General features: G+C 70.9%; 20 protein-coding genes. 10 read left to right on the forward strand and 10 right to left on the reverse strand.

What is annotated here, in order from left to right; all coding sequences use genetic code 11:
- Positions 1-97: 97 nt before the first annotated feature.
- From OO70_RS13995 to OO70_RS14010, 5 genes are all read left to right on the forward strand, one after another.
- Positions 98-1,159 carry an esterase-like activity of phytase family protein gene (locus OO70_RS13995; protein ID WP_043669391.1) on the forward strand — a complete coding sequence of 354 codons (1,062 nt, stop codon included), beginning with the start codon at positions 98-100 and terminating at the stop codon, positions 1,157-1,159.
- 163 nt (positions 1,160-1,322) lie between these two features.
- Entirely contained in the window at positions 1,323-5,045 is a 3,723-nt protein-coding gene (locus tag OO70_RS14000) for an ABC transporter ATP-binding protein (RefSeq protein ID WP_043669393.1), read from the forward strand.
- A gap of 97 nt (positions 5,046-5,142) precedes the next feature.
- The gene (locus tag OO70_RS54560) at positions 5,143-5,283 is read left to right on the forward strand and encodes a hypothetical protein (protein ID WP_158711469.1); all 141 of its coding nucleotides are present in this window, start codon (positions 5,143-5,145) and stop codon (positions 5,281-5,283) included.
- Positions 5,284-5,367: 84 nt separating this feature from the next.
- Positions 5,368-5,748, forward strand: a complete 381-nt coding sequence (locus OO70_RS14005) for a hypothetical protein (protein WP_199827306.1) — start codon at positions 5,368-5,370, stop codon at positions 5,746-5,748.
- A gap of 96 nt (positions 5,749-5,844) precedes the next feature.
- Positions 5,845-7,269, forward strand: coding sequence for a S28 family serine protease (locus OO70_RS14010; protein WP_043669399.1), 1,425 nt, complete (start codon positions 5,845-5,847; stop codon positions 7,267-7,269).
- Positions 7,270-7,308: 39 nt separating this feature from the next.
- On the opposite strand, the gene OO70_RS14015 is transcribed toward OO70_RS14010, so the two are convergent.
- Both OO70_RS14015 and OO70_RS14020 read right to left on the reverse strand, forming a co-directional pair.
- Positions 7,309-7,947 (reverse strand): hypothetical protein, encoded by a 639-nt coding sequence (locus OO70_RS14015; RefSeq protein ID WP_043669402.1) that lies wholly within the window; start codon positions 7,945-7,947, stop codon positions 7,309-7,311.
- A gap of 111 nt (positions 7,948-8,058) precedes the next feature.
- The gene (locus tag OO70_RS14020) at positions 8,059-9,843 is read right to left on the reverse strand and encodes a glycoside hydrolase family 3 protein (RefSeq protein WP_043669405.1); all 1,785 of its coding nucleotides are present in this window, start codon (positions 9,841-9,843) and stop codon (positions 8,059-8,061) included.
- A gap of 437 nt (positions 9,844-10,280) precedes the next feature.
- Here OO70_RS14020 and aroA point away from each other — a divergent pair, with 437 nt between their 5' ends.
- From aroA to OO70_RS14035, 3 genes are read left to right on the forward strand one after another with little or no spacing between them, the layout of a single operon-like run.
- Entirely contained in the window at positions 10,281-11,522 is a 1,242-nt protein-coding gene (gene aroA / locus OO70_RS14025; protein WP_043669408.1) for a 3-phosphoshikimate 1-carboxyvinyltransferase, read from the forward strand.
- A gap of 28 nt (positions 11,523-11,550) precedes the next feature.
- On the forward strand, positions 11,551-11,898 hold the full coding sequence (locus OO70_RS14030; RefSeq protein WP_043669411.1) for an HAD-IA family hydrolase: 348 nt from the start codon (positions 11,551-11,553) through the stop codon (positions 11,896-11,898).
- 44 nt (positions 11,899-11,942) lie between these two features.
- Positions 11,943-12,584, forward strand: coding sequence for a GNAT family N-acetyltransferase (locus OO70_RS14035; protein ID WP_043669417.1), 642 nt, complete (start codon positions 11,943-11,945; stop codon positions 12,582-12,584).
- Here OO70_RS14035 and OO70_RS14040 read toward each other — a convergent pair.
- Complete coding sequence (locus OO70_RS14040; protein ID WP_078651397.1) at positions 12,491-13,483, reverse strand: LysR family transcriptional regulator; 993 nt, start codon at positions 13,481-13,483, stop codon at positions 12,491-12,493. The two genes, OO70_RS14035 and OO70_RS14040, sit on opposite strands and share 94 nt — an antisense overlap.
- 50 nt (positions 13,484-13,533) lie before the next feature.
- Here OO70_RS14040 and OO70_RS14045 point away from each other — a divergent pair, with 50 nt between their 5' ends.
- The gene (locus OO70_RS14045) at positions 13,534-14,118 is read left to right on the forward strand and encodes an RBBP9/YdeN family alpha/beta hydrolase (RefSeq protein WP_043669420.1); all 585 of its coding nucleotides are present in this window, start codon (positions 13,534-13,536) and stop codon (positions 14,116-14,118) included.
- Here OO70_RS14045 and OO70_RS14050 read toward each other — a convergent pair.
- From OO70_RS14050 to OO70_RS14065, 4 genes are all read right to left on the reverse strand, one after another.
- Positions 14,099-15,340 (reverse strand): MFS transporter, encoded by a 1,242-nt coding sequence (locus OO70_RS14050; RefSeq protein ID WP_043669423.1) that lies wholly within the window; start codon positions 15,338-15,340, stop codon positions 14,099-14,101. The genes OO70_RS14045 and OO70_RS14050 overlap by 20 nt on opposite strands.
- Positions 15,341-15,434: 94 nt before the next feature.
- The gene (locus OO70_RS14055) at positions 15,435-16,235 is read right to left on the reverse strand and encodes a sugar phosphate isomerase/epimerase family protein (protein WP_043669426.1); all 801 of its coding nucleotides are present in this window, start codon (positions 16,233-16,235) and stop codon (positions 15,435-15,437) included.
- 17 nt (positions 16,236-16,252) lie between these two features.
- Positions 16,253-17,191: a bifunctional helix-turn-helix transcriptional regulator/GNAT family N-acetyltransferase gene (locus OO70_RS14060; protein ID WP_043669429.1), complete on the reverse strand. Its 939-nt coding sequence runs from the start codon at positions 17,189-17,191 to the stop codon at positions 16,253-16,255.
- Positions 17,192-17,289: 98 nt separating this feature from the next.
- Entirely contained in the window at positions 17,290-18,303 is a 1,014-nt protein-coding gene (locus tag OO70_RS14065) for an NADP-dependent oxidoreductase (protein WP_199827307.1), read from the reverse strand.
- 74 nt (positions 18,304-18,377) lie between these two features.
- Between OO70_RS14065 and OO70_RS14070 the strand changes: the two genes are divergently transcribed.
- Positions 18,378-18,962: a TetR/AcrR family transcriptional regulator gene (locus OO70_RS14070; protein ID WP_043669432.1), complete on the forward strand. Its 585-nt coding sequence runs from the start codon at positions 18,378-18,380 to the stop codon at positions 18,960-18,962.
- 108 nt (positions 18,963-19,070) lie between these two features.
- On the opposite strand, the gene OO70_RS52395 is transcribed toward OO70_RS14070, so the two are convergent.
- From OO70_RS52395 to OO70_RS14085, 3 genes are all read right to left on the reverse strand, one after another.
- Complete coding sequence (locus OO70_RS52395; protein WP_078651398.1) at positions 19,071-19,886, reverse strand: DUF4253 domain-containing protein; 816 nt, start codon at positions 19,884-19,886, stop codon at positions 19,071-19,073.
- A gap of 127 nt (positions 19,887-20,013) precedes the next feature.
- The gene (locus OO70_RS14080; RefSeq protein WP_043669436.1) at positions 20,014-21,051 is read right to left on the reverse strand and encodes an NAD-dependent epimerase/dehydratase family protein; all 1,038 of its coding nucleotides are present in this window, start codon (positions 21,049-21,051) and stop codon (positions 20,014-20,016) included.
- Positions 21,052-21,659: 608 nt separating this feature from the next.
- Complete coding sequence (locus OO70_RS14085) at positions 21,660-22,706, reverse strand: LacI family DNA-binding transcriptional regulator (protein ID WP_043669915.1); 1,047 nt, start codon at positions 22,704-22,706, stop codon at positions 21,660-21,662.
- Between the last annotated feature and the right edge of the window lie 179 nt (positions 22,707-22,885).

Below are 22,885 nucleotides of genomic sequence, written 5' to 3' on the forward strand. Positions count from 1 at the left end.
GGGATCTCGCTCAACGGATCCACAGGGTTCTCGCTCAGCAAACGCGCTTAACTGCAAGGTCTCCCGCACGTCACCCACCCGTCCTACGGTGGCGCCCATGCGCCTGAGAACCGTACTCGCGACCGCGACCGCCGGCCTGGCGGCGGCCACCTGCCTCACCGCCGCCGCCGGGCCCGCGAACGCCAGCAACTCCCGTACCGGCAACTCCCGCACCACCAACGCCTGTTCGTCCTCCGTCTCGATCGACCGCTTCTCCGACGCGCTCGACAAGACGACGTACGACGGCACCTTCGTCGGCAACTTCTCCGCGCTCGCGCTGGACAAGGACGGCTCGCTCGCCGCCCTGGAGGACCGTTCCTCGCTGTTCAGCCTGGACGCGAAGACCCTCCAGCCGAAGAGCGTCGTCCCGCTCGCCGACGAGAACGGCGCCGCCCTCGACTCCGAGGGCCTGGTCATCGACCGCGACGGCACCCGCCTCATCACCTCCGAGACCGAGCCGTCCATCCGCCGCTACTCCCGCGACGGCAAGATCCTGGACCGCCTCCCGGTCCCGTCCTCACTACTGGTCGCGCCTGCGGGCCGGGCCGTCTCCAACCAGACGTTCGAGGGCCTGACCCTGCTGCCCGGCGGCCACACGCTCCTCGCGTCGATGGAGTACCCGATCGCCGGCGACACCTCGGGCGCCGTCCGCTTCCAGACCTGGACCCGCACCAAGGGCGACCACTTCAAGCTCGCCGCCCAGTACGCCTACAAGACCGACGCGACCTTCCTCGGCGTCCCCGAGGTACAGGCGCTCCCCGACGGCCGCCTCCTCGTCCTGGAACGCGGCTTCACCAGCGGCGTCGGCAACACCGTCCGCCTCTACCTGGCCGACCCCCGCCACGCGACGGACACCAGCAAGATCGACACCCTTACGGGCCAGCCCGGAGTCCGCCTCATCAAGAAGACCCTGCTCGCGGACATCGCCGACTGCCCGACCTTGGGCGCCACGGCGAAGCAGCCCCAGCCGAACCCCCTCCTCGACAACATCGAGGGCATGGTGATCACGGGGAGGGAGAAGGGCGCCTACAAGGTGCTGCTGGTGAGCGACGACAACCAGAACGCAGTTCAGACGACCCGCTTCTATTACCTCCGGGTACGCACAACGCCCGCCTTTTAGCTTTTAGGGGCGCGGGGAACTGCGCGACCAGCCACAACGCACCCGCACTGTGATGACGACCGAACCCAGCGGAGCGTTTTGTTGCGGAGGGATGAAATCCGTTCCTTTCCGCGTTGGTGCCTTCCGTAAGACCAGCTGATCAGGGGCGAACGGAAGGCACCGCGTGGCAGCGAAGCAGGGGGACACGCAGGGCTGGGCCAGAAGGCTGGCCGGGTACGCCTGGCGCTACCCCAAGGACGTAGTCCTCGCCCTCGGCGCCAGCCTCGCCGGCATGGCGGTCATGGCCCTGGTCCCCCTGGTCACCAAGGTGATCATCGACGACGTGATCACCGGCCACACCCGCTCCATGGCCCCCTGGGCAGCCGCCCTGATCGTCGCCGCCCTCCTCGTCTACGTCTCGACGTACATCCGCCGCTACTACGGCGGCCGCCTCGCCCTCGACGTCCAGCACGACCTCCGCACCGAGATGTACGGCACGATCACGCGCCTCGACGGCCGCCGCCAGGACGAGCTGTCCACCGGCCAGGTCGTCGGCCGCGCCACCAGCGACCTCCAGCTGATCCAGGGTCTCCTCTTCATGCTCCCGATGACGATCGGGAACGTCCTGCTCTTCGTGATCTCCCTCGCGATCATGGCCTCGCTGTCCCTGCCCCTGACCCTGATAGCCCTGGCCGTCGCCCCCGCCCTCGGTTGGATCGCCAAGCGCAGCCGCAGCAAACTGCACCCCTCCACCTGGTACGCGCAGGCCCAGGCCGCCGCCGTCGCGGGAGTCGTCGACGGCGCCGTCAGTGGCGTACGCGTGGTGAAGGGCTTCGGCCAGGAGGACCAGGAGACCGGAAAGCTGCGCGAGGTCGGCCGCCGCCTCTACGCGGGACGCCTCCGCACGATCCGGCAGAACGCCCGCTACACCCCCGCCCTCCAGGCCGTCCCCGCCCTCGGCCAGGTCGCGATGCTCGCGCTCGGCGGCTGGCTCGCGGTGCGCGGTCACATCACGCTCGGCACGTTCGTCGCGTTCTCCACCTATCTCGCCCAACTCGTCGGCCCGGTCCGCATGTTGGCCGTGGTCCTCACGGTCGGCCAGCAGGCCCGCGCGGGCACCGAACGCGTCCTGGAACTGATCGACACCCAGCCCTCCATGACGGACGGCACCAAGGAGCTCCCCGCCGACGCCCCGGCCACGGTCGAGTTCGACGACGTCTCCTTCGGCTACGACCACGAGCGCCCCGTCCTCAACGGCCTCAGCTTCGAGATCCGCCCCGGCGAGACCCTCGCCGTCGTCGGCTCCTCCGGCTCCGGCAAGTCCACGGTCTCGCTCCTCCTCCCGCGCTTCTACGACGTCACCCACGGCGCGGTCCTCATCGGCGGCCACGACGTCCGCGAACTCACCCTCGACTCCCTCCGGGCCGCGATCGGCCTGGTCCCCGAGGACTCCTTCCTCTTCTCCGACACGGTCCGCAACAACATCGCCTACGGCCGCCCCGACGCGAGCGACGAGGAGATCCTCACCGCCTCCCGCGCCGCGCAGGCCGACCGGTTCATCGCGGAACTCCCCGACGGCTACGACACCACGGTCGGCGAGCACGGCCTCACCCTCTCCGGCGGCCAGCGCCAGCGCGTCGCCCTCGCCCGTGCGATCCTCACCGACCCGCGCCTGCTGGTCCTCGACGACGCGACCTCGGCGGTGGACGCCCGCGTCGAGCACGAGATCCACGAGGCCCTGAAACAGGTCATGGAGGGCCGGACCACGCTGCTGATCGCGCACCGGCGCTCCACACTCAACCTCGCCGACCGCATCGCCGTCCTCGACGGGGGCCGCCTCGCCGACATCGGCACCCACGACGAACTCCAGGAGCGCTCACCGCTCTACCGCCGCCTCCTCACCGACCCCGACGAACTCGGCGGTGTCTCGCCCGGCCACGCCCTGCCCACCGCCGAACCGGCCGAAGACACCTCCGTACGCGCTGAGTTGGACGCGGAGTTCGACGCCGAGCGCGGGCTCACGCCCCGCCTGTGGACCGGCGACCGCGAACCCAAGGACACCGCGCTGTCCGGGATGCCCGCGACGCCCGAACTCCTCGCTCAGGTCGACGCGTTGCCGCCGGCGACCGACGTCCCCGACATCGACGAGGCGCGCGCGGTCCGTGCCGAGGACTCGTACGGCCTGCGCCGACTGCTGCGCGGGTTCGGCACCCCGCTGCTGATCAGCCTCGGCCTCGTCGCCGTGGACGCGAGCATGAGCCTGCTCCTGCCGATCATGATCCGGCACGGCATCGACCAGGGCGTGACCAAGATGGCGATCGGCGCGATCTGGTCCGCCTCGCTGCTGGCCCTCGTCGCCGTGGCCGTCCAGTGGGCGGCGCAGCGGGGCGAGACGAGGATGACCGGACGCACGGGGGAGCGGGTGCTCTACACCCTCCGCCTCAAGATCTTCGCCCAGCTCCAACGCCTCGGACTCGACTACTACGAGCGGGAGTTGACCGGCCGGATCATGACGAGGATGACGACGGACGTGGACGCGCTGTCCACCTTCCTGCAGACAGGGCTGGTCACGGCCTTCGTCTCGGTCGTCACGTTCTTCGGCATCATGGTCGCCCTGCTGGTGATCGACATCCAGCTCGCGCTCGTCGTCTTCGCCACCCTCCCCCCGCTGGTCATCGCCACGTTCTTCTTCCGACGGGCGAGCGTGAAGGCGTACGAACTCGCCCGTGAGCGTGTGTCGTTGGTCAACGCCGACCTCCAGGAGTCGGTGTCGGGGCTGCGGATCGTGCAGGCGTTCCGACGCGAGAAGGACGGCGGCCGACGGTTCGCCGAACGCAGCAGCAGCTACCGCGAGGCGCGCACCCGGGGCCAGCGGCTGATCTCGATCTACTTCCCGTTCGTACAACTGCTGTCCTCGGTGGCGGCGGCGTCCGTACTGATCGCGGGCGCGGGAAGGGTGGACGACGCGACCCTGACGACAGGCGCGTTGGTCGCGTACTTGTTGTACATCGACCTGTTCTTCGCCCCGGTCCAGCAGCTCTCGCAGGTCTTCGACGGCTACCAGCAGGCCACGGTCTCCCTGGGCCGCATCCAGGAACTCCTCCAGGAACCGACGTCGACCCGAGCGGCCGACGAGCCACTGGAAGTCCTCTCCCTCCGCGGCGACATCGCCTTCGAGGACGTGCACTTCGCGTACGGCGACGACGAAGAGGCCATCGGGGGAGTGGAGTTGAGCATCCCCGCCGGCCAGACGGTCGCCTTCGTCGGCGAGACGGGCGCGGGCAAGTCGACGCTCGTGAAGTTGGTGGCCCGTTTCTACGACCCGACGGGCGGCCGGGTCACGGTGGACGGCACGGACCTCCGCTCGCTCGACATCACGTCGTACCGCCACCACCTGGGCGTCGTCCCGCAGGAGGCGTACCTCTTCCAGGGCACCGTCCGCGACGCCATCGCCTACGGCCGCCCCGACGCCACCGACGCCGAGGTGGAGGCGGCGGCCCGCGCGGTCGGCGCGCACGAGATGATCGCCACGCTCGACGGCGGCTACCTCCACGAGGTCGCCGAACGCGGCCGCAACCTCTCGGCGGGCCAGCGCCAGCTGATCGCCCTGGCGCGGGCAGAACTGGTAGACCCCGACATCCTCTTGCTGGACGAGGCGACAGCAGCCCTGGACCTCGCCACGGAAGCCCAGGTCAACCAGGCCACCGACCGCCTCGCCGGCCGCCGCACCACCCTCGTCGTCGCCCACCGCCTGACAACGGCGGCCCGCGCGGACCGGGTCGTGGTGATGGATCACGGCCGGGTCGTGGAGGACGGCACGCACGACGAGCTGCTCCAACTGGGCGGCACGTACGCCGAGTTGTGGCGCACGTTCGTCGGAGAGGACACGCCCGCGGCCGCCGCCTGAACCTCGCGGGCCTGCGGCCGCAACCAGTGCCGGACGGAGTCCGGCCGCCGTCTCGAAGCCCGGGAGGCCCGCCAGGGCCGAGCGGTGCGAGGGCGGCATGGGAGGTTCAGCCCACGGGCGGGTTGTCGAGGACGGCACACACGACGAGCTGCTCGCGCTCGGCGGGTACTACGCCGAACTGTGGCGCACCTTCGTCGGCGCACCCGAGTCCGAGGAGCCGGTCACCGCGCCGCGCTGAGGGTCGCGCAACCGTCCGACATACGTCTTGCGTCCGTACATCAGTACGCTGTCCGGCTGCTGTACGGGAGGGACGACTGTGGACATGGGTGCGCTACGACGGCGGGTGGCACTCGGTATGGCCGTGCTCACCGCGTCCGGGCTGTTCGCGCTCGCGGCCCCCGGCACCGCCCAGGCGGCCTCGGTCTGCCCGGGGCGGGAGGTGGCGACGCTGCCCTTCTCCACCGGCACCGTCCACGTCTTCCGCCGGGGCGACTACGTCTGCGCCTACACCGCCCCCAGGACCGCCGGCACCAAGCGCCCGATGTCGGTCAGCGTCCAGGCCCGCGGCAACCGCCCGGTCGTCGACAAGGGCCGCTACACCCACCGGGCCGGACCGGTCACCGTGCACGCCGGGCACCGGTGCGTACGGGTCAAGGGCGCGGTCGGCGGCGGGTCGGTCAGCTCGGGCTGGATTCTGTGCTGAACCACCGCACAGCGCCCTGAGTGAACAACCTCCTCTGGTGTGACGGGAGTTGCTCCGATAGCTTCCGGTTCACAACTGCCTCACAGGGGAGATGGCATGCGCAAGGCGCTCAGATGGCTGCTGGCGCTCACCGTGCTCATAGGCACGCTGAGCACGGCCGGGGTGGCCACCGCCGCCCAGGCCGGCCGAACCGGTCAAACCGCAGACATCAAGGACCAGCTGCTGGCGATACCCGGCATGAGCCTGGTCCAGGAGAAGCCGTACACCGGCTACCGCTACTTCGTTCTCAACTACACCCAGCCGATCGACCACCGGCACCCGTCCAAGGGCACGTTCCAGCAGCGCATCACCGTGCTGCACAAGGACGTCTCCCGCCCGACGGTCTTCTACACCAGCGGCTACAACGTCTCCACGAACCCCAGCCGCAGCGAACCCACCCGGATCGCGGACGCCAACCAAGTCTCCCTGGAATACCGCTACTTCACACCGTCCCGCCCCGAGCCGGCCGACTGGTCCAAGCTCGACATCTGGCAGGCGGCCAGCGACCAGCACCGCGTCTTCAAGGCCCTCAAGTCGATCTACACCAAGAACTGGCTCGCCACCGGCGGCTCCAAGGGCGGCATGACCGCCACCTACTTCGAGCGCTTCTACCCGCGCGACATGGACGGCGTCGTCGCCTACGTCGCCCCCAACGACGTGGTGAACAACGAGGATTCGGCCTACGACCGCTTCTTCACCAAGGTCGGCACCAAGGAGTGCCGCGACCGCCTGGACGCCGTACAGCGCGAGGCGCTGGTGCGCAGGGAGCCGCTGGAGCAGAAGTACGCGGCCTACGCGGCGGAGAACGGCTTCACCTTCACCACCGTCGGCAGCCTGGACAAGGCCTATGAAGCCGTCGTCCTCGACTACGTCTGGGGCTTCTGGCAGTACAGCCTGCTCGCCGACTGCGACATCATCCCGGCCAACGCGGCGACCGCCACCGACGACGAGATCTGGACCTCGGTCGACACGATCTCCGGCTTCTCCTTCTACACCGACCAGGGCCTGTCCCCGTACACCCCGTACTACTACCAGGCGGGCACCCAACTCGGCGCGCCCACCATCCAGTTCCCGTACATCGAGAAGAAGTACATCCACTACGGCTACCAGCCGCCCCGCAACTTCGTCCCGCGTGACATCCCGATGCGCTTCCAGCCCAAGGCGATGCGGGACGTGGACAGCTGGGTCCGCCACCACGCCGACCACATGCTGTTCGTCTACGGCCAGAACGACCCGTGGGGCGCCGAGCGCTTCGCCGTCGGGAAGGGCTCGAAGGACTCGTACGTCTTCACCGCGCCCGGCCTGAACCACGGCGCGAACGTCGCCGCCCTGACCGCCGACCAGAAGGCGCTCGCCACCGCCCGCATCCTGGCCTGGGCGGGCGTCCCCGCCCCGACGACGGCACAGGCGAAGGCACTCGCGCCCTACGACGCGAAGCTTGACCGGCAGGACGTGCAGCGCGAGCCGACGCTCCGCCCGTAGCAACATCCGTACCGCGCCCGGCCGTTGGTGGTCAGCCGACTACACCGGCCGGGCGCAGCCCACCGGTTGTGCGCCGCCGAGCTGCACGTACAGGGCGGTCGACGCGGGGCAACTCGCACGCTTCAGCACGGCCTTGACCACCTTGTACTGCGGCTTCTTCTGCCCCGAGCCGTCGCACGCGGTCTCCCGCACCTGGCCGGCGCCGGAGCTGTAGACGCAGTCGCCGACGATCGTGCGGGGGCCGCCCCCGCCGCCCGGGTCGCCGGGGTGCGGGGGTTCGAGGTTGCGCATACAGGCGTAGCCCTTCGGCACGGCGTCGTCACCGCCCGCGTCCGACGATCCCTGGGCGCTGATGTGCAGCACGAAGTCGGAGGTCGCCGGGCAGGCGGGACCGTCGCTCACATCGCCGTCGTAGCGGGCGATGACCCGCGAGGCGGCCCGCTCGCTGGTGCACGGCACCTCGGTGAAACTGGTCGTGCCGAAGGAACTGCACTCGTCGATGCCGAGGAACACCGCGCCGTACCCGGTGGGTTGGGTGACCGTCGAAGAGGTCGGGGACGCGGACGCCTTCCCGCCGAGCCGGCCGTCGCCCGCGTCGGAACCGTTCGCGGACGAGCAGCCGGTCACCAGGGCAGCGAGGAGCGCGCACCCCACCCCCACGCTCCATCTCCCACGCATCGATCCCCCCGACTGCCCCCGCCCAGCGTGACCCTCGGCAGCGGGCGCACGCCAGCCGTGCGGGGTGCTTTGGGCCAGTTGGCGGGGGCGGGGCGGGTGGGGAACGTACCTCTAGTACGACAGTCCGTGCCCGATCGGATACAGCACCTGCGTCGGGTCGTCCGCGCGCTGGACCGCCACCGGGAGCTTCCCGCGCGGCGACACCCGGCCCGCGATCACCCGTGCCGCCGCCCGGAGTTCGACGTCGGTCCAGGAGTAGGACGCCAAGTAGGCGGGGACTCCGGGCAGTTGGGCGACATCGTACGGGTTGCGGACGGCGACGGCGACGACCGGCTTCCCGGTGGCGACCAGTTGCTCGACGAGACCCTTCTGCGCATCGGCCGCTGTGACGTTGTAGGTCGCCACCACCACCGCGTCCGCCGCACGCGCCGCCGCCACGGCCTTCGCGACGGTCGCGGCGGAAGGAGCCGTACCGGTGGACAGGGCGGTCGCCGTGAATCCCAACTTGCCGAGGGCCGCCGCGAGCACGCCGGTGGGTGGCCCCGTAGTACCGGTGGGGGAGGCCGGATCGGCGCCGACCACCAGAACCTTCCCGTGCGTACGACGGGACAGCGGCAGCAGCCCCGCCTTGTTGACCAGCAGGGTGGTCGTCCGCTCGGCGATGCGGTCGGCGGTGGCGAGGTGTGCCGGGGTCCCGACCGTGCGGTCCACACCCGCCCGGCTGACGTACGGATCGTCGAGCAGCCCGAGCCGGGTCTTCAGCCGCAGCACCCGCAGGATCGACTCGTCGAGGCGCGCCTCCGTCAACTCCCCGCCCCGCACGGCATTGAGGACGGCGTTCCAAGCCACGTCCAGGGACGGCGGGTTGAGCAGCTGATCCACGCCGGCCTTCAGCGCGAGCACCGGCACCCGGTCGTCGCCGTACTTCTGGCGTACGCCCTCCATGCCCAGCGAGTCGGTGATCACGACTCCGTCGTAGCCGAGTTCGCCGCGCAGGATGCCGGTGACGATCGGGTGGGAGAGGGTTGCCGGGTCGCCGGAGTCGTCGAGGGCCGGGACCATGATGTGCGCGGTCATGATCGAGTCGATACCGGCCTTGACCGCCGCCCGGAAGGGGACGGCGTCCAACGCGCCCCACACCTCACGGCTGTGCGTGATGACGGGGAACCCGAAGTGGCTGTCCACGGCGGTGTCGCCGTGCCCCGGAAAATGCTTGGCGGTCGCGGCGACGCGAGCCGACTGATAGCCCTTCACCTCGGCGGCGACCAGGCCTGCCACCGCGTCCGGGTCGGCGCCGAAGGACCGTACGCCGATGACCGGGTTGGCCGGGTTGACGTTCACGTCGGCGTCGGGGGAGTAGTCCTGGTTGACGCCCATCGCGCGCAGCTCGGCGCCGGAGATCCGGCCGAGGGTGCGGGCGTCGGCACGGGAGCCGCCGGCGCCGATCGCCATCGCGCCCGGGAAGAGGGTGGCGGGCGCGCCGATACGGCACACGATGCCGTGTTCCTGGTCGGTGGCGATCAGCACGGGCAGCCCGCGCGGCTGTTCCAGTGACGCCTTCTGGATGCCGTTGGACAGGTCGGCGATCTGGTGCGGGGCGCGGGTGTTGTGCGCCCAGGTGAAGTAGATGATCCCGCCGACCCGGTACTTCGCGATCAGCTCGGCGGCCGTACGGACGCCGATCTCGCTCAGGTTGGCATCGATGTCGGCCTGGTCGGGGGCGGTGGCGGAGTGGCCGTAGACCCGCATCACGAACAGCTGGCCGACCTTCTCCGGCAACGTCATACGGGAGATCAGCGAGCGGAGTCTGTTGTCGTCGGCGTGTGCGGTGCCGCCGACCGCGAGGGACGCGGTGACGCCCATGGTCGCGGCGAGAACGGTACGTCTGGAGGGCACGTGCGCTCCTTCCGGAGGTGTTCCACTTCGGATCCTCGGATCCGCTGAAGGAAACTTCCAAGAGTTCACGAATATCCGGGAAGTTTCTGCCAGTCAAGGGAACGCACAGTACCCAGCTGAGGGGCCGCCATCGGCGCAGTTGGAGGGGGGCGCGCCGATGACGGCGTGCCGCCGGCCGCGGTACGGAGGAGAGGGTTTGTCAGCTTTCGCAGCCAGCAGCGAGGCCGACGCCGTACCGCGGAGACTCGTCCGGCAGCATGCGGGTTGGACGGAGCGGAAGGGGTCCGGGTTCCCGCTTCGGTCCGATTTCCGGAAGTTGGTGAATCCGTGCACAAAGGGGCGGATGCGACCGCTCACAGGGACGTACGGGCGAACGGCAGTCGTCCATCCCGTGGACGTCCCGGCGAGTCGGACGACCGCCGCCCGATCATGAGGGCATGCCCGTAGTCGACATCCCCGGTTCCAAGTCCATCACCGCCCGCGCGCTCTTCCTGGCGGCGGCGGCCGACGGCGTCACCACCCTCCGGCGCCCCCTCCGCTCGGACGACACCGAGGGTTTCGCCGAGGGACTGACCCGGCTCGGCTACCGCGTGGGCCGGACCCCGGGCGCCTGGCAGATCGACGGCCGCCCGCAGGGCCCGGCGGTCACGGAGGCGGACGTGTACTGCCGGGACGGCGCGACGACGGCCCGTTTCCTCCCCACCCTCGCCGCGGCCGGCCGCGGCAGCTTCCGCTTCGACGCGTCCCCGCAGATGCGCCGCCGCCCTCTCCTCCCCCTGACCCGTGCCCTGCGCGACCTGGGCGTGGACCTGCGCCACGAGGAGGCCGAGGGCCACCACCCCCTCCGTATCGAGGCGTCCGGCGTCGAGGGCGGTGAGGTGGTGCTCGACGCCGGCCAGTCCTCCCAGTACCTCACCGCCCTGCTCCTCCTCGGCCCTCTGACCAGGAAGGGCCTGAGCATCAAGGTCACCGACCTGGTCTCCGCGCCGTACATCGAGATCACGCTCGCGATGATGCGGACGTTCGGGGTGGAGGTACGGCGGGAGGGGAGCGTGTATGTGGTCCCACCGGGCGGCTACACGGCCACCACCTACGGCATCGAGCCCGACGCGTCCACCGCGAGCTACTTCTTCGCGGCGGCGGCCGTGACGGGCGGCGAGGTGACGGTCCCCGGGCTCGGCGCGGGCGCGCTCCAGGGCGACCTGGGCTTCGTCGACGTACTGCGGCGCATGGGCGCGGAGGTGGAGACCGGCGCGCACGGCACCCGGGTGCGCGGCACGGGCGAGTTGCGCGGCCTCACGGTCAACATGCGGGACATCTCGGACACCATGCCGACCCTGGCCGCGCTCGCCCCCTTCGCCTCCGGCCCGGTCCGCATCGAGGACGTCGGCAACACCCGCGTGAAGGAGTGCGACCGCCTGGAGGCCTGCGCGGAGAACCTCCGGCGGCTGGGCGTGGAGGTGGCGACGGGCCCGGACTGGATCGAGATCCGCCCGGGGACAACTCCCGTCACAGGCACGGAGATCAAGTCCTACGGCGACCACCGCATCGTCATGTCCTTCGCGGTGACCGGGCTGCGGGTGCCGGGTATCTCGTTCGACGACCCGGGCTGCGTACGGAAGACTTTCCCGGGTTTCCACGAGGCGTTCGGCGCGCTGCGGGGCCAGTTGCCGGGCTAGCCGTGTCGCCGGGGGAGGACGGACGGGGATGGCGGAGACGACGAGCAGTGGCACCGCCGGAGTTCCGCGAGCCGCGCTCCTCGACTCGGGCGGCGTCCTCATGCGCCCGATCGGCGGTCGCTGGAACCCCCGGCTGGACCTCGGCTGCCGCAAGCCCGATCCGCGGATGTACCGGCACGCGAGCGAGGCGCTGGGGACGAGCCCCGGGGAGTGCGTGTTCGTGGACGACGACGCGGAGTTGGTGGCGGCGGCGATCGAACTCGGTTATGCGGGACGGGTGTTGTGCAGGGAGGGCGAGTCGTCCGGGACCGTGGGCGGGTCGGCGGGTTCGGTCCCGTCCATTAGGACGCTGACCGAAGTTCTCGACCTGTTCTGAAGATCTGAGTCCGAGAGTCCGAGAGTTCGAAGGGGAGTTGGTACGTGGGTTTCGCACTGGATGCTCCGGTCCTGACCGGCGAGTTCGTACGCCTGGAGCCGCTCGGGCACCGGCACGCGGCCGAGCTGGCGGTGGCGGCGGAGGAGAACCGGGGTTCGTACGCGTTCACCTGGGTGCCGAGGGCGGACGAGGTGGAGGCCTACATCGACGCCCAGTTGGGCCGCGCGGCGACCGGCATGCTCGCGCCGTACGCCCAGGTGTCGACGGCGACCGGGAGGGCGGTCGGCGCCACGGCCTACTGGGAGCCGCGTTCCTGGCTGACGGACGATCAACTCGACGCCGTCGAGGTCGGGTTCACCTGGCTGGCCGGTTCGGCGCAGGGCACGGGCGTCAACGCCGAGGCCAAACTCCTGCTGTTCCGGCATGCCTTCGAGGAGTGGCACGTGTCCCGCGTCGACCTCAAGACGGACGCCCGCAACGACCGTTCCCGCGCCGCGATCCAGAGTGTCGGCGCCCGCTTCGAGGGCGTGCTGCGCAACTGGTCCCGGTCCTGGGCGCCGGGCGAGGACGGCCGGTTGCGCGACTCCGCGATCTACTCGATCACGGCGGCGGAGTGGGCGGAGTGCAGGGCGGGGCTGGAGGCGCGGGTGCGGCGGTACAACTCGCGCGCGGACAGCTTGAGTTGATCGCGTACCGCACCCAGCACCGGATCACCCTCGGCCCCCGCCCGTACGGCCGCGAAGACGTTCCGTGACGGTGGAGCGCCCTCGGTCGTCAGGAGCGCCAACTGCCGGTGCCCGTACAGCGGTTGGACCAGCCGGGGGATCAACGCGACGCCCTGCCCCGCCTCGACCAGCGCCGCCAGCGCACCCCAGTCGTTCACCGCGTGCCGGATGTCCGGGGTGAAACCGGCCGCCGCGCAGACCGACCGGGCCACCGCGCCGCAGCAGCTCCGGGCGTCCCCGATGATCCAGGCGTCGGTGGCCAGTTCACGCAGGGACACCCGGGAGCGGTCGGCGAGGGGATGGTCGGGCGGTACGGCCAGGTCCAGGACGTCGGTCAGCAGGTCGGTCCTGCGGTAGCGGGTGTCGGTGTGGGGCGGCGCCGCCGCGAAGTCCACCGCGACCGCGAGGTCCAGCTGCCCGCCGTCCAACGCAGTGAACAGGTCCGGCGGTTCCGCCTCGACGACGTCCACGCGGACATGGGGGAGCCGCTCGGCCAGCGCCCGCAACGCCCCCGGGAGCAGCCCCAGGATGCCGCTGGAGAAGCAGCCGATCCGCACCGCACCCCGGCCGCCCTCCCCGTAGGCCGCCAAGTCGGCTCGGGCCCGCTCCAGTTGGGCGGCGATGACATCGGCGTGGGCCAGCAGCACCCGTGCCTGACCGGTCAGCCGTACGCCCCGCCCCTCGCGTTCGGTCAGCGGAACCCCTGCCTCCCGGGCAAGCGCGGCGATCTGCTGCGACACCGCCGAGGGCGTCAGATGCAGGGCCTCCGCCGCCTTCGCCAGGCTGCCCCGGCGCTGGAGTTCGCGCAGGACGACGAGGCGGCGCAGGTCGACTGTGAAGTTCCCGCTTACCTGTTCCACCGCAAAAGATTAACTGGACCGACGGATCGGGGGCGGCGAGTATCACCGTCATGACCGCCTACCTCATCCTCCACGGCTGGCAGAACCACCGCCCGAAGGACCACTGGCAGCACTGGCTCGCCGACCGGCTCCGTGCCCTGGGCCACGAGGTCGCGTATCCCCAACTGCCGAACCCCGACGACCCCGACCTGGAGGTGTGGCTCAGTGAACTCCGCCGCCACCTCGACCTCGCCCTCGAACTCGACGGGCCCCGGGTCGTCCTCGCGCACAGCGCCTCCGCACTGCTGTGGCTGCACGCCGTCGCCCGCGGGGTGGTCGGGGACGGTGACGCGGACCGGGTGCTGCTGGTCGCACCGCCGTCCGCCTCCGTCGTCGTACGCCACCCGGAGATCGCCGAATTCGCGCCGCCCGCCCCGGAGTTGGCGCTCCCCGGAGACACCCGGCTGGTCGCCGGCGACGACGACCCGTACTGCCCGGAAGGCGCCCGGACCGTCTTCGGCGACCCGTTCGGCATCCCCACCGAGATCATCCCGGGCGCGGGCCACCTCGATCTGGACGCCGGGTACGGGTCCTGGCCGGCCGTACTGGAGTGGTGTCTCGACGGGAGGGCGAAGCTCACGGCTCGTCCGGTGTGACACCCGCTCCCGCGCGCAGTTCAGGGGTGCTCGCGCCCACGCCCGCCACCGCGAGCACGCACAGCAGGCCGCCGGTGAACAGGGCCGTCGCGCCGGAGGTCCAGCCGGCGACCAGGCCGCCCCGGAGGTTGCCGAGGTTGGGGCCCGCCTGGCCGATGATCTGCTCGGCCGCCGTGACCCGGCCCAGCAGGGCGTCGGGGGTGCGGGTCTGCACGATCGTGCTGCGGGAGACCACCGAGGTGGCGTCGGCGGCACCCGCCACCGCCAGCAGCCCAAGTCCGGCCCACGGGTTGGTCATCAGGCCGAAGCAGGCCAGGGCGGCACCCCAGACCGCCGCGCCGCAGAGCATCACCGGGCCGGGGCGGGCCAGCCGGGTGACCGGGCCCGAGAGGGCCGTCGCCGTGACCCCGCCCACGGCGAGCGCGGAGAGGAACAGGCCCAGCGTCCGCGGGTCGCCGCCGAAGCGCTCGGCGTTGATCAGGGGGAAAAGGCTGGTCGGCATAGCCAGGACCGTGGCCGCCAGGTCGGTGATCAGCGCGCCGCGCACCACCCGGTGCCCGGCCAGGAAGCGCAGGCCGTCGAACATGCCGTGCAGGCCGGGGCGCGCCTTCTCGCCCTCGGGCGGCAGCGGGGGGAGGCCGAAGCCGCCGTAGAACGACGCGCCGTAGCTGAGGGCGTCCAGGAGGTAGCAGACGCCGATGCCCCACCAGCCGAGCACCACGCCCGCCACCGCCGGGCCGAGCAGCATCATCGCCTGGCCGGTCACCTGGTTCAGGGCGAGACCGGCGGCCACCTGGTCCTTGGGCAGCAGTCGGGGCACGAACACGCCCGACGCGGGCGCGCCGATCGCGGCGAACGCGGACTGTGCCGCCACCAGTGCCAGCACCACGGCCACCGGTACGTGCCCGGTGAAGCCCTGCACGGCCAGCAGGAGGGAGCAGGCAGCGCACCCGGTGGTGCCCGTGAGATAGACGCGGCGCCGGTCGGCCCGGTCGGCCCAGGCGCCCGCGACCAACCCGAAGCCGATCATCGGCAGGGCCTGCGCCACACCGACCGCACCGGTCCACACCGTGCTGTGGGTCATGTCCCACACCTGGTACATGACGGTGACCATGGTCATGAAGCCGCCGAGCGTGGACACCGTCCGCCCGATCAGCAGCCGCCGGTAGACGGGGGAGGTCCGCAGGGGCCGGACATCGATGAACGTACGGCTCAGACTCATGAGGGCATGACGGGGCGCGGGGCGGGTTGCTGGGGCACCGGGGGACCCTATGCGCCTTCCGCCGCAGCGGCCAGCGAATTATGCGGTCGATGATTTACGCGGAGTCGTTGAGCAGCCGCGCGAGGTGATCGTGACCGGCGGCCAGCAGCTCGGGCAGCGGCGCGGCGGCCTCGTACCACCGCTTCTCGTACTCCCAGCAGAGCCAGCCGTCCCACCCGTGCCGGGACAGCACCTCGACGCACTCGGCGAGCGGGAGGACACCGGAACCCAGCGGCAACGGGGTGGTGTCCTCGGCCGACGCGATGTCCTTGACCTGGACGTATCCGAGATACGGCCCGAGCGCGGCGAACGTCTCTGACGGCTGCTCGCCACCCAGCCAGGTGTGCATCACGTCCCACAGGGCCCCCGCCTGCCGGTGCCCGACCGGCCCGAGCACGCGCAGCGCGTCAGCGCCGGTCCGGTGCGAGTCGTGCGTCTCCAGCAGGACCCGTACGCCGAGATCGGCGCCCCACTCCGCCGCGGTACCCAGCCGCCGCGCGGCCGTGGCATCGGCCTCCATGACGGGCTGCTCGGTGCCGCCGCCGGGAAAGACCCGCACGAAGGGCGCGCCCAAGTCCCGTGCCAGTTCCAGGAGTTCACGGATCTCCGCGAGGACGACGTCGTCGTCGCCCGGCGCCGCCACGCGTGCGTACCCGGCGAGGCCCAGGACTTCGACGCCGGCCGCCTTGAACTCGGCAACCACGTCGGCCCGTTGGGCAGCGTCGATACCGGGGTGCACGGGCTCCTCCGGATGCGCACGCAACTCCACGCCGTGGTAGCCGTGCGTGACGGCGAGCTGCAGCACGTCGGCCACGGGGAGCCCGGGGACACCGAGGGTGGAGAAGGCGAGCTTCATACTCGGGACCCTACTCGTCACTCACCGGTCCCGTGCAGGTCGAGACGCCAGTCCTGGCCGACGAGATCCTGACCGAAGGAGCGGTGCGGCTTCTCGGCGACGAGGACGAACCCGTGCCGCTGGTAGATACGGCGGGCGGCGCCGAGGATGTCGTTCGTCCACAGCACGAGGTCGCGATAACCGACTCCGCGTGCGAACTCGACGACGGCCGACACCAGCCGATCCCCGATCCGCAGTCCCCGCGCGTCCGGCTCGACGAGCAGCAGCCGCAGCCGCGCCGCCCCCGGTGCCTCGTCCCGCACACACATCACACACCCCACCGCCCGCCCGTCCAGCTCGGCGATCCACACCCGCTCCAGATGCGGATCGTGATCCTCGGCGAAATCGGCGACGATCCGCGCCACGAGCCCTTCGTAGTCGGCGTTGAAGTCGTACTCGGCGGCGTACAGCGCCGCGTTCCGCTGCACGATCCAGCCCAGGTCACCGGCCCCCGGCTCCCGCAGCACGACATCCTCGGCCCGCGGCCGGTGAGCATCCGTGTCCGACAGGATGGTCCGTACGGTGTGCAGCGCTTCGGAGAGCCGCGGCCGGTCGGCGTCGGCCACGGTCGCGAGCAGCGCCCCCACGGATTCGTCCGCCCGCTCGGCCAACAGCTGCGCGGTCTCCCGCCCTCGCACGGTGAGCGTGACCTGCCGCCGCCGCGGATCGCGCTCCGAGGGCGCCCGCTCGATCAGCCCGTCCTGCTCGAACCGGTTCAGAATCCGGCTCAAGTACCCGGCGTCCAGCGAGAGTTCGGAACGGAGATCAGCGGCGTCCGTACGAGGGGAGTGCGCGAGTTCGTACAGGACGCGGGACTCGGTGAGGGTGAAGGGGGCGTAGAGGTGGCGGCTGTAGTCGAGGGCGCCGATGACGTTCGTGTAGAAGCGGTTGAAGGCGCGGATGTCCTGGACGGTCATGATCAGTCCCCGGTGCTCGCTCAGGGTAGTTGACTCAGTCAGAGGTATTGCGGTTCCGACGGTAGTACGCGGGGCCGTCCTCCGTCCATGCCGCTGCCTCACATCTCTACGACGACCTTGCCCTTGGCGTGGCCCTGTTCGAGATACGCGAAGGCGTCGGCGATCCGCGCGAACGGGAAGACCCGGTCGGTCACCGGCCGCAGCTCGCCCTTGTCGACCAGTCCGGCCAGCAGGTCGAGGTCCGCTCCGCTGGGGTGCATGAACAGGAACCGGTAGCCGACCCCCTGCTTCCGCGCCTGACGGCGGACCTTGGCACCGGCCAGCCACAGCGCGGCGGCGACCAGCGGGCCGGAGTCGAAGTCCTCGCGGGCGTTGACCGGCTCGGGCAGTCCCGCGACGGAGACCGTCTTCGCGCCCCGCTTGAGGACGGCGAAGCTGTCCCGCAGATCGTCCCCACCGGTCAGGTCGAACGCGCCGTCGTAGTCGCGAAGGACGTCCCTGAACTTCTCCCGCTGGTAGTCGACGACAGTGGTGGCCCCGAGGGACCGCACCAGTTCCTCGCCACGGGGTGACGCGGTGGTGGCCACCTCCGCCCCCATCCAGGAGGCCAGCTGGATGGCGAGGGTGCCCACGCCTCCGGCCCCACCGGAGATGAACACCCGGTCGCCGGCGGTGACGCCCAGTTCGTCGCGCAGTCCCTGCAGAGCGGTCAGCCCGGCCAGCGGCAGCCCGGCCGCGTCGGCGAAGTCCAGCGAGTCGGGCATCTTCCCCACCAGCGCTTCGTCCACGACGGCGTAGTGCGCATAGGCACCCAACTTCTTCTTGTCGACCCTGGCGAACACCCGGTCCCCGACCGCGAACCGGGTGACGCCGGCACCGACCGCCTCGACCTCGCCGGACAGTTCACTCCCCGCCACCTGGGGCAGGTCGAGGCGCTGCACCAACCGCATCGCACCCTGGCGGACCTTGTAGTCGATCGGGTTCAGCCCCGCCGCCCGTACCCGGACGAGCACCTCGCCGGCGCCAGCCGTCGGCTCGGGGACCTCCCGCAGCTCCATGGCGCTCGCGTCCCCGTACCGGGTCAGCACGAATCCCTGCATGTCAGTGGCCATCAGTAGCCCGCCCTCCCGAATGTGTACGATGCTTACATCACGCTGCACGCCACGCTACGAGGGGGATGTGAGCAGTGTCAACTTCGGAGAAGCCCCGCTATCACCACGGTGATCTGCGCGCGGCTCTGCTGGGCGCTGCCATGGATCTCCTGGAGGAGGACGACGGCGGCCTGTCGTTGCGCGCGGTGGCCCGCCGGGCCGGTGTCTCGGCGACCGCGCCCTACCGGCACTTCGCCGACAAGGATGAGCTGGAGTCCGAACTCGCGGCCCAGGGTTTCGCCGACCTGGGGCACCGCCTCGCCGCTGCCGCCGCGCAACCGGCGACCCCGGAGGACCTAGCCCAACTCGCCGTCAACTACGTCCGGTTCGCCCTGGACCGGCCGGCACTGTTCCGGCTCATGTTCGGCACCCCCTGCACCACCCCGGAGGACGCGCGCGCCGTCGCCGCGGCGGAACTCGGCGCGTTCGTCCTGACCCACGTGAGCCAGGCCTTCCCCCAGGCCGACGCCGAGGCCCTGGCCACGGCCAGCTGGTCACTAGTCCACGGCCTCGCGTTCCTGCACCTGGACGGCAAGCTCCCCTCGGGGAATGCGGAGGAGGTCGAGGCGCGGGTGACGGCGGCGATCACGGCGATTCTCGCGCTGCGGGGGACGGCCTGACGGGCTGATGGCGAGGGGGCCCGGTCGGTGACTGAGCGCGGGATTCCGCCTACCCCGACCGGGTCGCGGCGGAGGCCACCGGCCCGCACGGGCCACGCGGCGACGGTCTCAGTCCCACCAGAACCGCCAACTGGACTGCCCCACCAGCCCGTTCGCGTACTCGGGGAACGGCGTCGGCGGATCGTCCACGATGTTGTCGGCGGTCGACAGCACATGCTCCAACGCGAGCCGCTCCGCATCCCCGACATCGAGAGGCGGCCGGGCGACCGACACGGTCAACGCACTCCCGAACCCCGCCACGACCCGCGCCCCGAACCGCTCCTCCCAACTGCGCAACAGCGCGCACATCAGGGGAAGCGGCGCCTCGGCCGCCCACCCCAGGATCGCCGGCACGTCGGCACTACGGCGAGCGGGCACAAGGGCGAGGGAACAGGTGTGCACGAAGGGTTCAGTACCGAGGACATCCGCTACGGTCCGCCGGGCAGCCTCATCCGGACTGACCCCGGCACCCGTGTCGGCCCCGCCCGCCGCGAGCCCGGGCCAGCTCTCGAAGGGCGGCCCCGGGTCGTGCGGCCAGGGCGCGACGTACTCCCGGACTTCCTCCGGCACGCTCGCCGCCCATTCCTCGTCCGACACCGGATTCGACCAGCGCGGCAGCCGTTGGCGCCGGTACTCGGCGAAGTCCGCCGCGAGCACGGCATCGAGCCGGATCGCGTCGATCTCGCCCAGGTCCTCGGGTCGGCCATGGTCATCCGGCCAGCAGATGAACGGATACAGCCCCGTGACCTCGGCCGACTCCAGCAGCCGGGGCCACAACTCCGCGAGACCGTCCGGCAGTTCGTCGGAGAACCACACCTCCACCTCCCCTCGGGTCTCGAAGCGGCCGGAGGGAAGGGAGATTTCGTTGGGCAGGGAGAAGACCATGGGGGGACGATAAGGGGGAGCACTGACAGTGGAGGTTGGGGCGAAGGGGAGAGCCGGGGCGGAGGTAAGTCGGTTCAGGACGAGGTGACTTGAGGGGCCCTTCTCGAAGAGGGTGTCTCTTGCCTCGTCACTGCCGGTGCTGTCCCGTCAGCCCCGCAAGAAAGGCATCCTCGGCCGCATAGTCGAAGTACCCCGCGAAGTACCCGTCGTCGACGGGAGGTCGTCCCTTCCCCGCCGCCTCCACCAGCCAGTCCAGTGCGGGTGCGATCGTGGTCGCGTAGGTCCCGGCCGCCCGGTAACCGAGCGCTGTCGCGGCGGAGGTGTCGAGGACGATCGGGTGCGGGGAGTCCCAGGGGGTGAAGCCCAGCCCGGGCGGTGCCGTACCGTCCAACAGGACTTCCTCCCACTCGTGGCCGAGGTACCCCGCGATGGTCCGGCAGATCTCCCGCGCGCTAGGCGCGTCCGGATCGGCGCAGTTGAGGACACGGGTACCCGGCCGCCCGGCGACCGTCTCGATGAGCGCGGCGAGATTCGCGGCGGCGGTGGTGTGGACGACCCCGGTGCCCCCACGGGCCAGCAGCAGGACCGTACGACCGTCCAACACCCGCTTGACGACGGCCCATTCACGCGCCGGTGACGCCCCGATCCCGTGGATCTGCGACGGCCGCAACACGCTGATCGGTAACCCGCTCCCCAACACCACCTGCTCGGCGGCGACTTTGTTCGCGCCGTACCCCTCGCGCGAGCGGTAGTCGATGTCGCTCCTCGGCGCGAGTGTCGCCTGGCTCTCCCGGATCGGCCCCTCAAAACGAGGCGGCGTATCGGAGTTGACGTGATTGCCCGCCGCGTCGACGTACACGGCCCGACTGGAGATCACCACAGTGGACGCGGCATCCGCCGCCAGTGCCACCAACGACCCCGCGTCGGCCGCGGTGAAACAAAGACAGTCGACGAGCAGATCGGCCCCGGCCCCGAGAGCGGCCCGCGTCTGCCTCTCATCGGCACGTTCCGCCGCGATGAACTTCCCCCCAGCGGCGACCAGTTCGGTCGGCATCCGCGCCGGCTCCCGCCCGACGACATCCACCCGCCAACCACCCGCCAGCAACCGCAGCGCAGCCGCCCGCCCGACAAGACCGGTTCCACCGAGAATCAGGGCACGAGGCATTGGGGGATCGTAGGGCACGATCGCCCGAGATCTCCCGCACTTTTCGAGTCCGGTCGCTCCAGCACTTTTCCACGCTGGTCGGCGAAACCAAGCCTGTCCGGGCTCCCGCGAACTCCCGCACTTTTCAACGCCGGTCGGGGACACTCAGCCCGTCCAGCTCCCGGGACCTCCCGCACTTTTCAACGCTGTTCGGCGACACTCGACCCGTCCGGCGCCCGCGATCGCCCGTACTTTCCAACGCCGGTCGCTCCAGCACTTTTCCACGCCGGTCGGCGAAATCCAGTCCGTCCGGCTCCAGCGACCTCCCGCACGTTCCACCGCGATCGTCTGCACTTTCCAACGCCGGCCCGCATCACCCAGCCTGTCCGGCTCCGGCGGTCTCCCCCGCTTTCCAACGCCGGTCGGCGAAATCCAGCCCGCCCCGCTCCCACGACCTCCCGCACTTTTCACCACAGGCCGGCATCATCCAGCCCGTCCGGCGTTTGAGGACGAGGCCCCTTCAGGGCCGAAGCGGGGGCCTGGGGGCGGCAGCCCCCAGCAACGCCCGCATCAACGAACAGCCCCTCAAAACCACCGGCACCGACAACGCCCCGCCCCGCCCCCCGGGGTCACTTCCGAGGCACCCCAGAAGACCCCCGAACCATCAACTCCCCCCGAACCGTCGCGATCCCCCCCGGCGGCGGCTCCTCCCGCCCCATCGCGATCCGCCCCGCCCGAGCCCCCGCCTCCGACAACGGCAACCGCACCGTCGTAAGAGAAGGCACCGCATCCACACTGAACGGCAGATCGTCGAACCCGGCGACGGAGACGTCGTCCGGAATCCGCAGCCCGGACTCCCGCAGCGCCGCACTCGCCCCCACCGCGACGGAGTCGTTCGCCGCGACCACGGCGGTCAACGACGGGTCCCGCCGCAACAGCTCCAGCGTGGCCTCGTACCCCGACCGCCGGTCGTACCGCCCGTGCACGGTCCACCGGGGATCCTCGTCGATCCCGTGCGCGGCCAGCGCCTCACGGTGACCCTCCAGCCGGTGCCGAGTGGTCGTGCGTTCCTCCGGCCCCGCGATGTAGCCCAGCCGTCGATGCCCGAGCCCGATCAGGTGCTCGGTCAGCTCCCGGCCACCCCCACGGTTGTCGAACGTCAACGCGAACGCCCCCGTGTCCGGCGCCGGCGGCCGTCCGCACAGGACCACCCGCGTCCCCGCCTCCCCGAGCTTCCGCAGCTTCGCCGCCACGGCGGCCGCGTGCGGCGCGTTCTCCATGGCGCCACCCGTCAGGACGACGGCCGCCGCCCGCTGCCGTTGCAGCAGGGTCAGGTACGTCAGCTCGCGCTCCGGAGAGCCCCCTGTGTTGCACACCACAGCCAGCCGCTCCCCGCCCGCACGCCCGCCCGGCCCCCCGATCTCGGACTGGATCGCGCTCGCCATGATCCCGAAGAAGGGGTCGGCGATGTCGTTGACGAGAATCCCGACCAGATCCGACGTGGCCGCGGCAAGCGCGCTCGCGGGACCGTTGAGCACGTAGTCGAGCTCGTCGACCGCACGCAGCACCCGCTCCCGCGTGGTCGCCGCGACCGGGTAGTTGCCGTTCAGTACGCGCGACACCGTCGCGGGGGAGACCTGGGCGCGGGCCGCCACGTCCGCCAGGGTCACCGTCATGTCGTTCGTCCTCCGGTCGCGCATCTTGTCGTACGACGTTGTACATAGGCTGCTCAAAGGAAGCCCCCGTCCGAGCAGACGATAAGGCCATCCACCCCTGTCGTTCGCCCCCTCGAACAACTCGACCCCATCACGGTCTTGTACAGACCAGTGGGCAAAGGCTAGCTTCTGCATATATA

This window comes from Streptomyces xylophagus (assembly GCF_000716435.1).
Lineage (GTDB): Bacteria > Actinomycetota > Actinomycetes > Streptomycetales > Streptomycetaceae > Streptomyces > Streptomyces xylophagus.

Excerpts from the sequence above, each read along its gene's own strand:
- OO70_RS14015 (WP_043669402.1), bottom strand. The coding sequence starts at position 7,947 with ATGCGTGGGAGATGGAGCGTGGGGGTGGGGTGCGCGCTCCTCGCTGCC.
- OO70_RS14045 (WP_043669420.1), top strand. The coding sequence starts at position 13,534 with ATGACCGCCTACCTCATCCTCCACGGCTGGCAGAACCACCGCCCGAAG.
- OO70_RS14055 (WP_043669426.1), bottom strand. The coding sequence starts at position 16,235 with ATGAAGCTCGCCTTCTCCACCCTCGGTGTCCCCGGGCTCCCCGTGGCC.
- OO70_RS14010 (WP_043669399.1), top strand. The coding sequence starts at position 5,845 with ATGCGCAAGGCGCTCAGATGGCTGCTGGCGCTCACCGTGCTCATAGGC.
- OO70_RS14080 (WP_043669436.1), bottom strand. The coding sequence starts at position 21,051 with ATGCCTCGTGCCCTGATTCTCGGTGGAACCGGTCTTGTCGGGCGGGCG.
- OO70_RS13995 (WP_043669391.1), top strand. The coding sequence starts at position 98 with ATGCGCCTGAGAACCGTACTCGCGACCGCGACCGCCGGCCTGGCGGCG.
- OO70_RS14005 (WP_199827306.1), top strand. The coding sequence starts at position 5,368 with ATGGGTGCGCTACGACGGCGGGTGGCACTCGGTATGGCCGTGCTCACC.
- OO70_RS14065 (WP_199827307.1), bottom strand. The coding sequence starts at position 18,303 with ATGGCCACTGACATGCAGGGATTCGTGCTGACCCGGTACGGGGACGCG.
- OO70_RS14050 (WP_043669423.1), bottom strand. The coding sequence starts at position 15,340 with ATGAGTCTGAGCCGTACGTTCATCGATGTCCGGCCCCTGCGGACCTCC.
- OO70_RS54560 (WP_158711469.1), top strand. The coding sequence starts at position 5,143 with ATGGGAGGTTCAGCCCACGGGCGGGTTGTCGAGGACGGCACACACGAC.
- OO70_RS14085 (WP_043669915.1), bottom strand. The coding sequence starts at position 22,706 with ATGACGGTGACCCTGGCGGACGTGGCGGCCCGCGCCCAGGTCTCCCCC.
- aroA (WP_043669408.1), top strand. The coding sequence starts at position 10,281 with ATGCCCGTAGTCGACATCCCCGGTTCCAAGTCCATCACCGCCCGCGCG.
- OO70_RS52395 (WP_078651398.1), bottom strand. The coding sequence starts at position 19,886 with ATGGTCTTCTCCCTGCCCAACGAAATCTCCCTTCCCTCCGGCCGCTTC.
- OO70_RS14060 (WP_043669429.1), bottom strand. The coding sequence starts at position 17,191 with ATGACCGTCCAGGACATCCGCGCCTTCAACCGCTTCTACACGAACGTC.
- OO70_RS14030 (WP_043669411.1), top strand. The coding sequence starts at position 11,551 with ATGGCGGAGACGACGAGCAGTGGCACCGCCGGAGTTCCGCGAGCCGCG.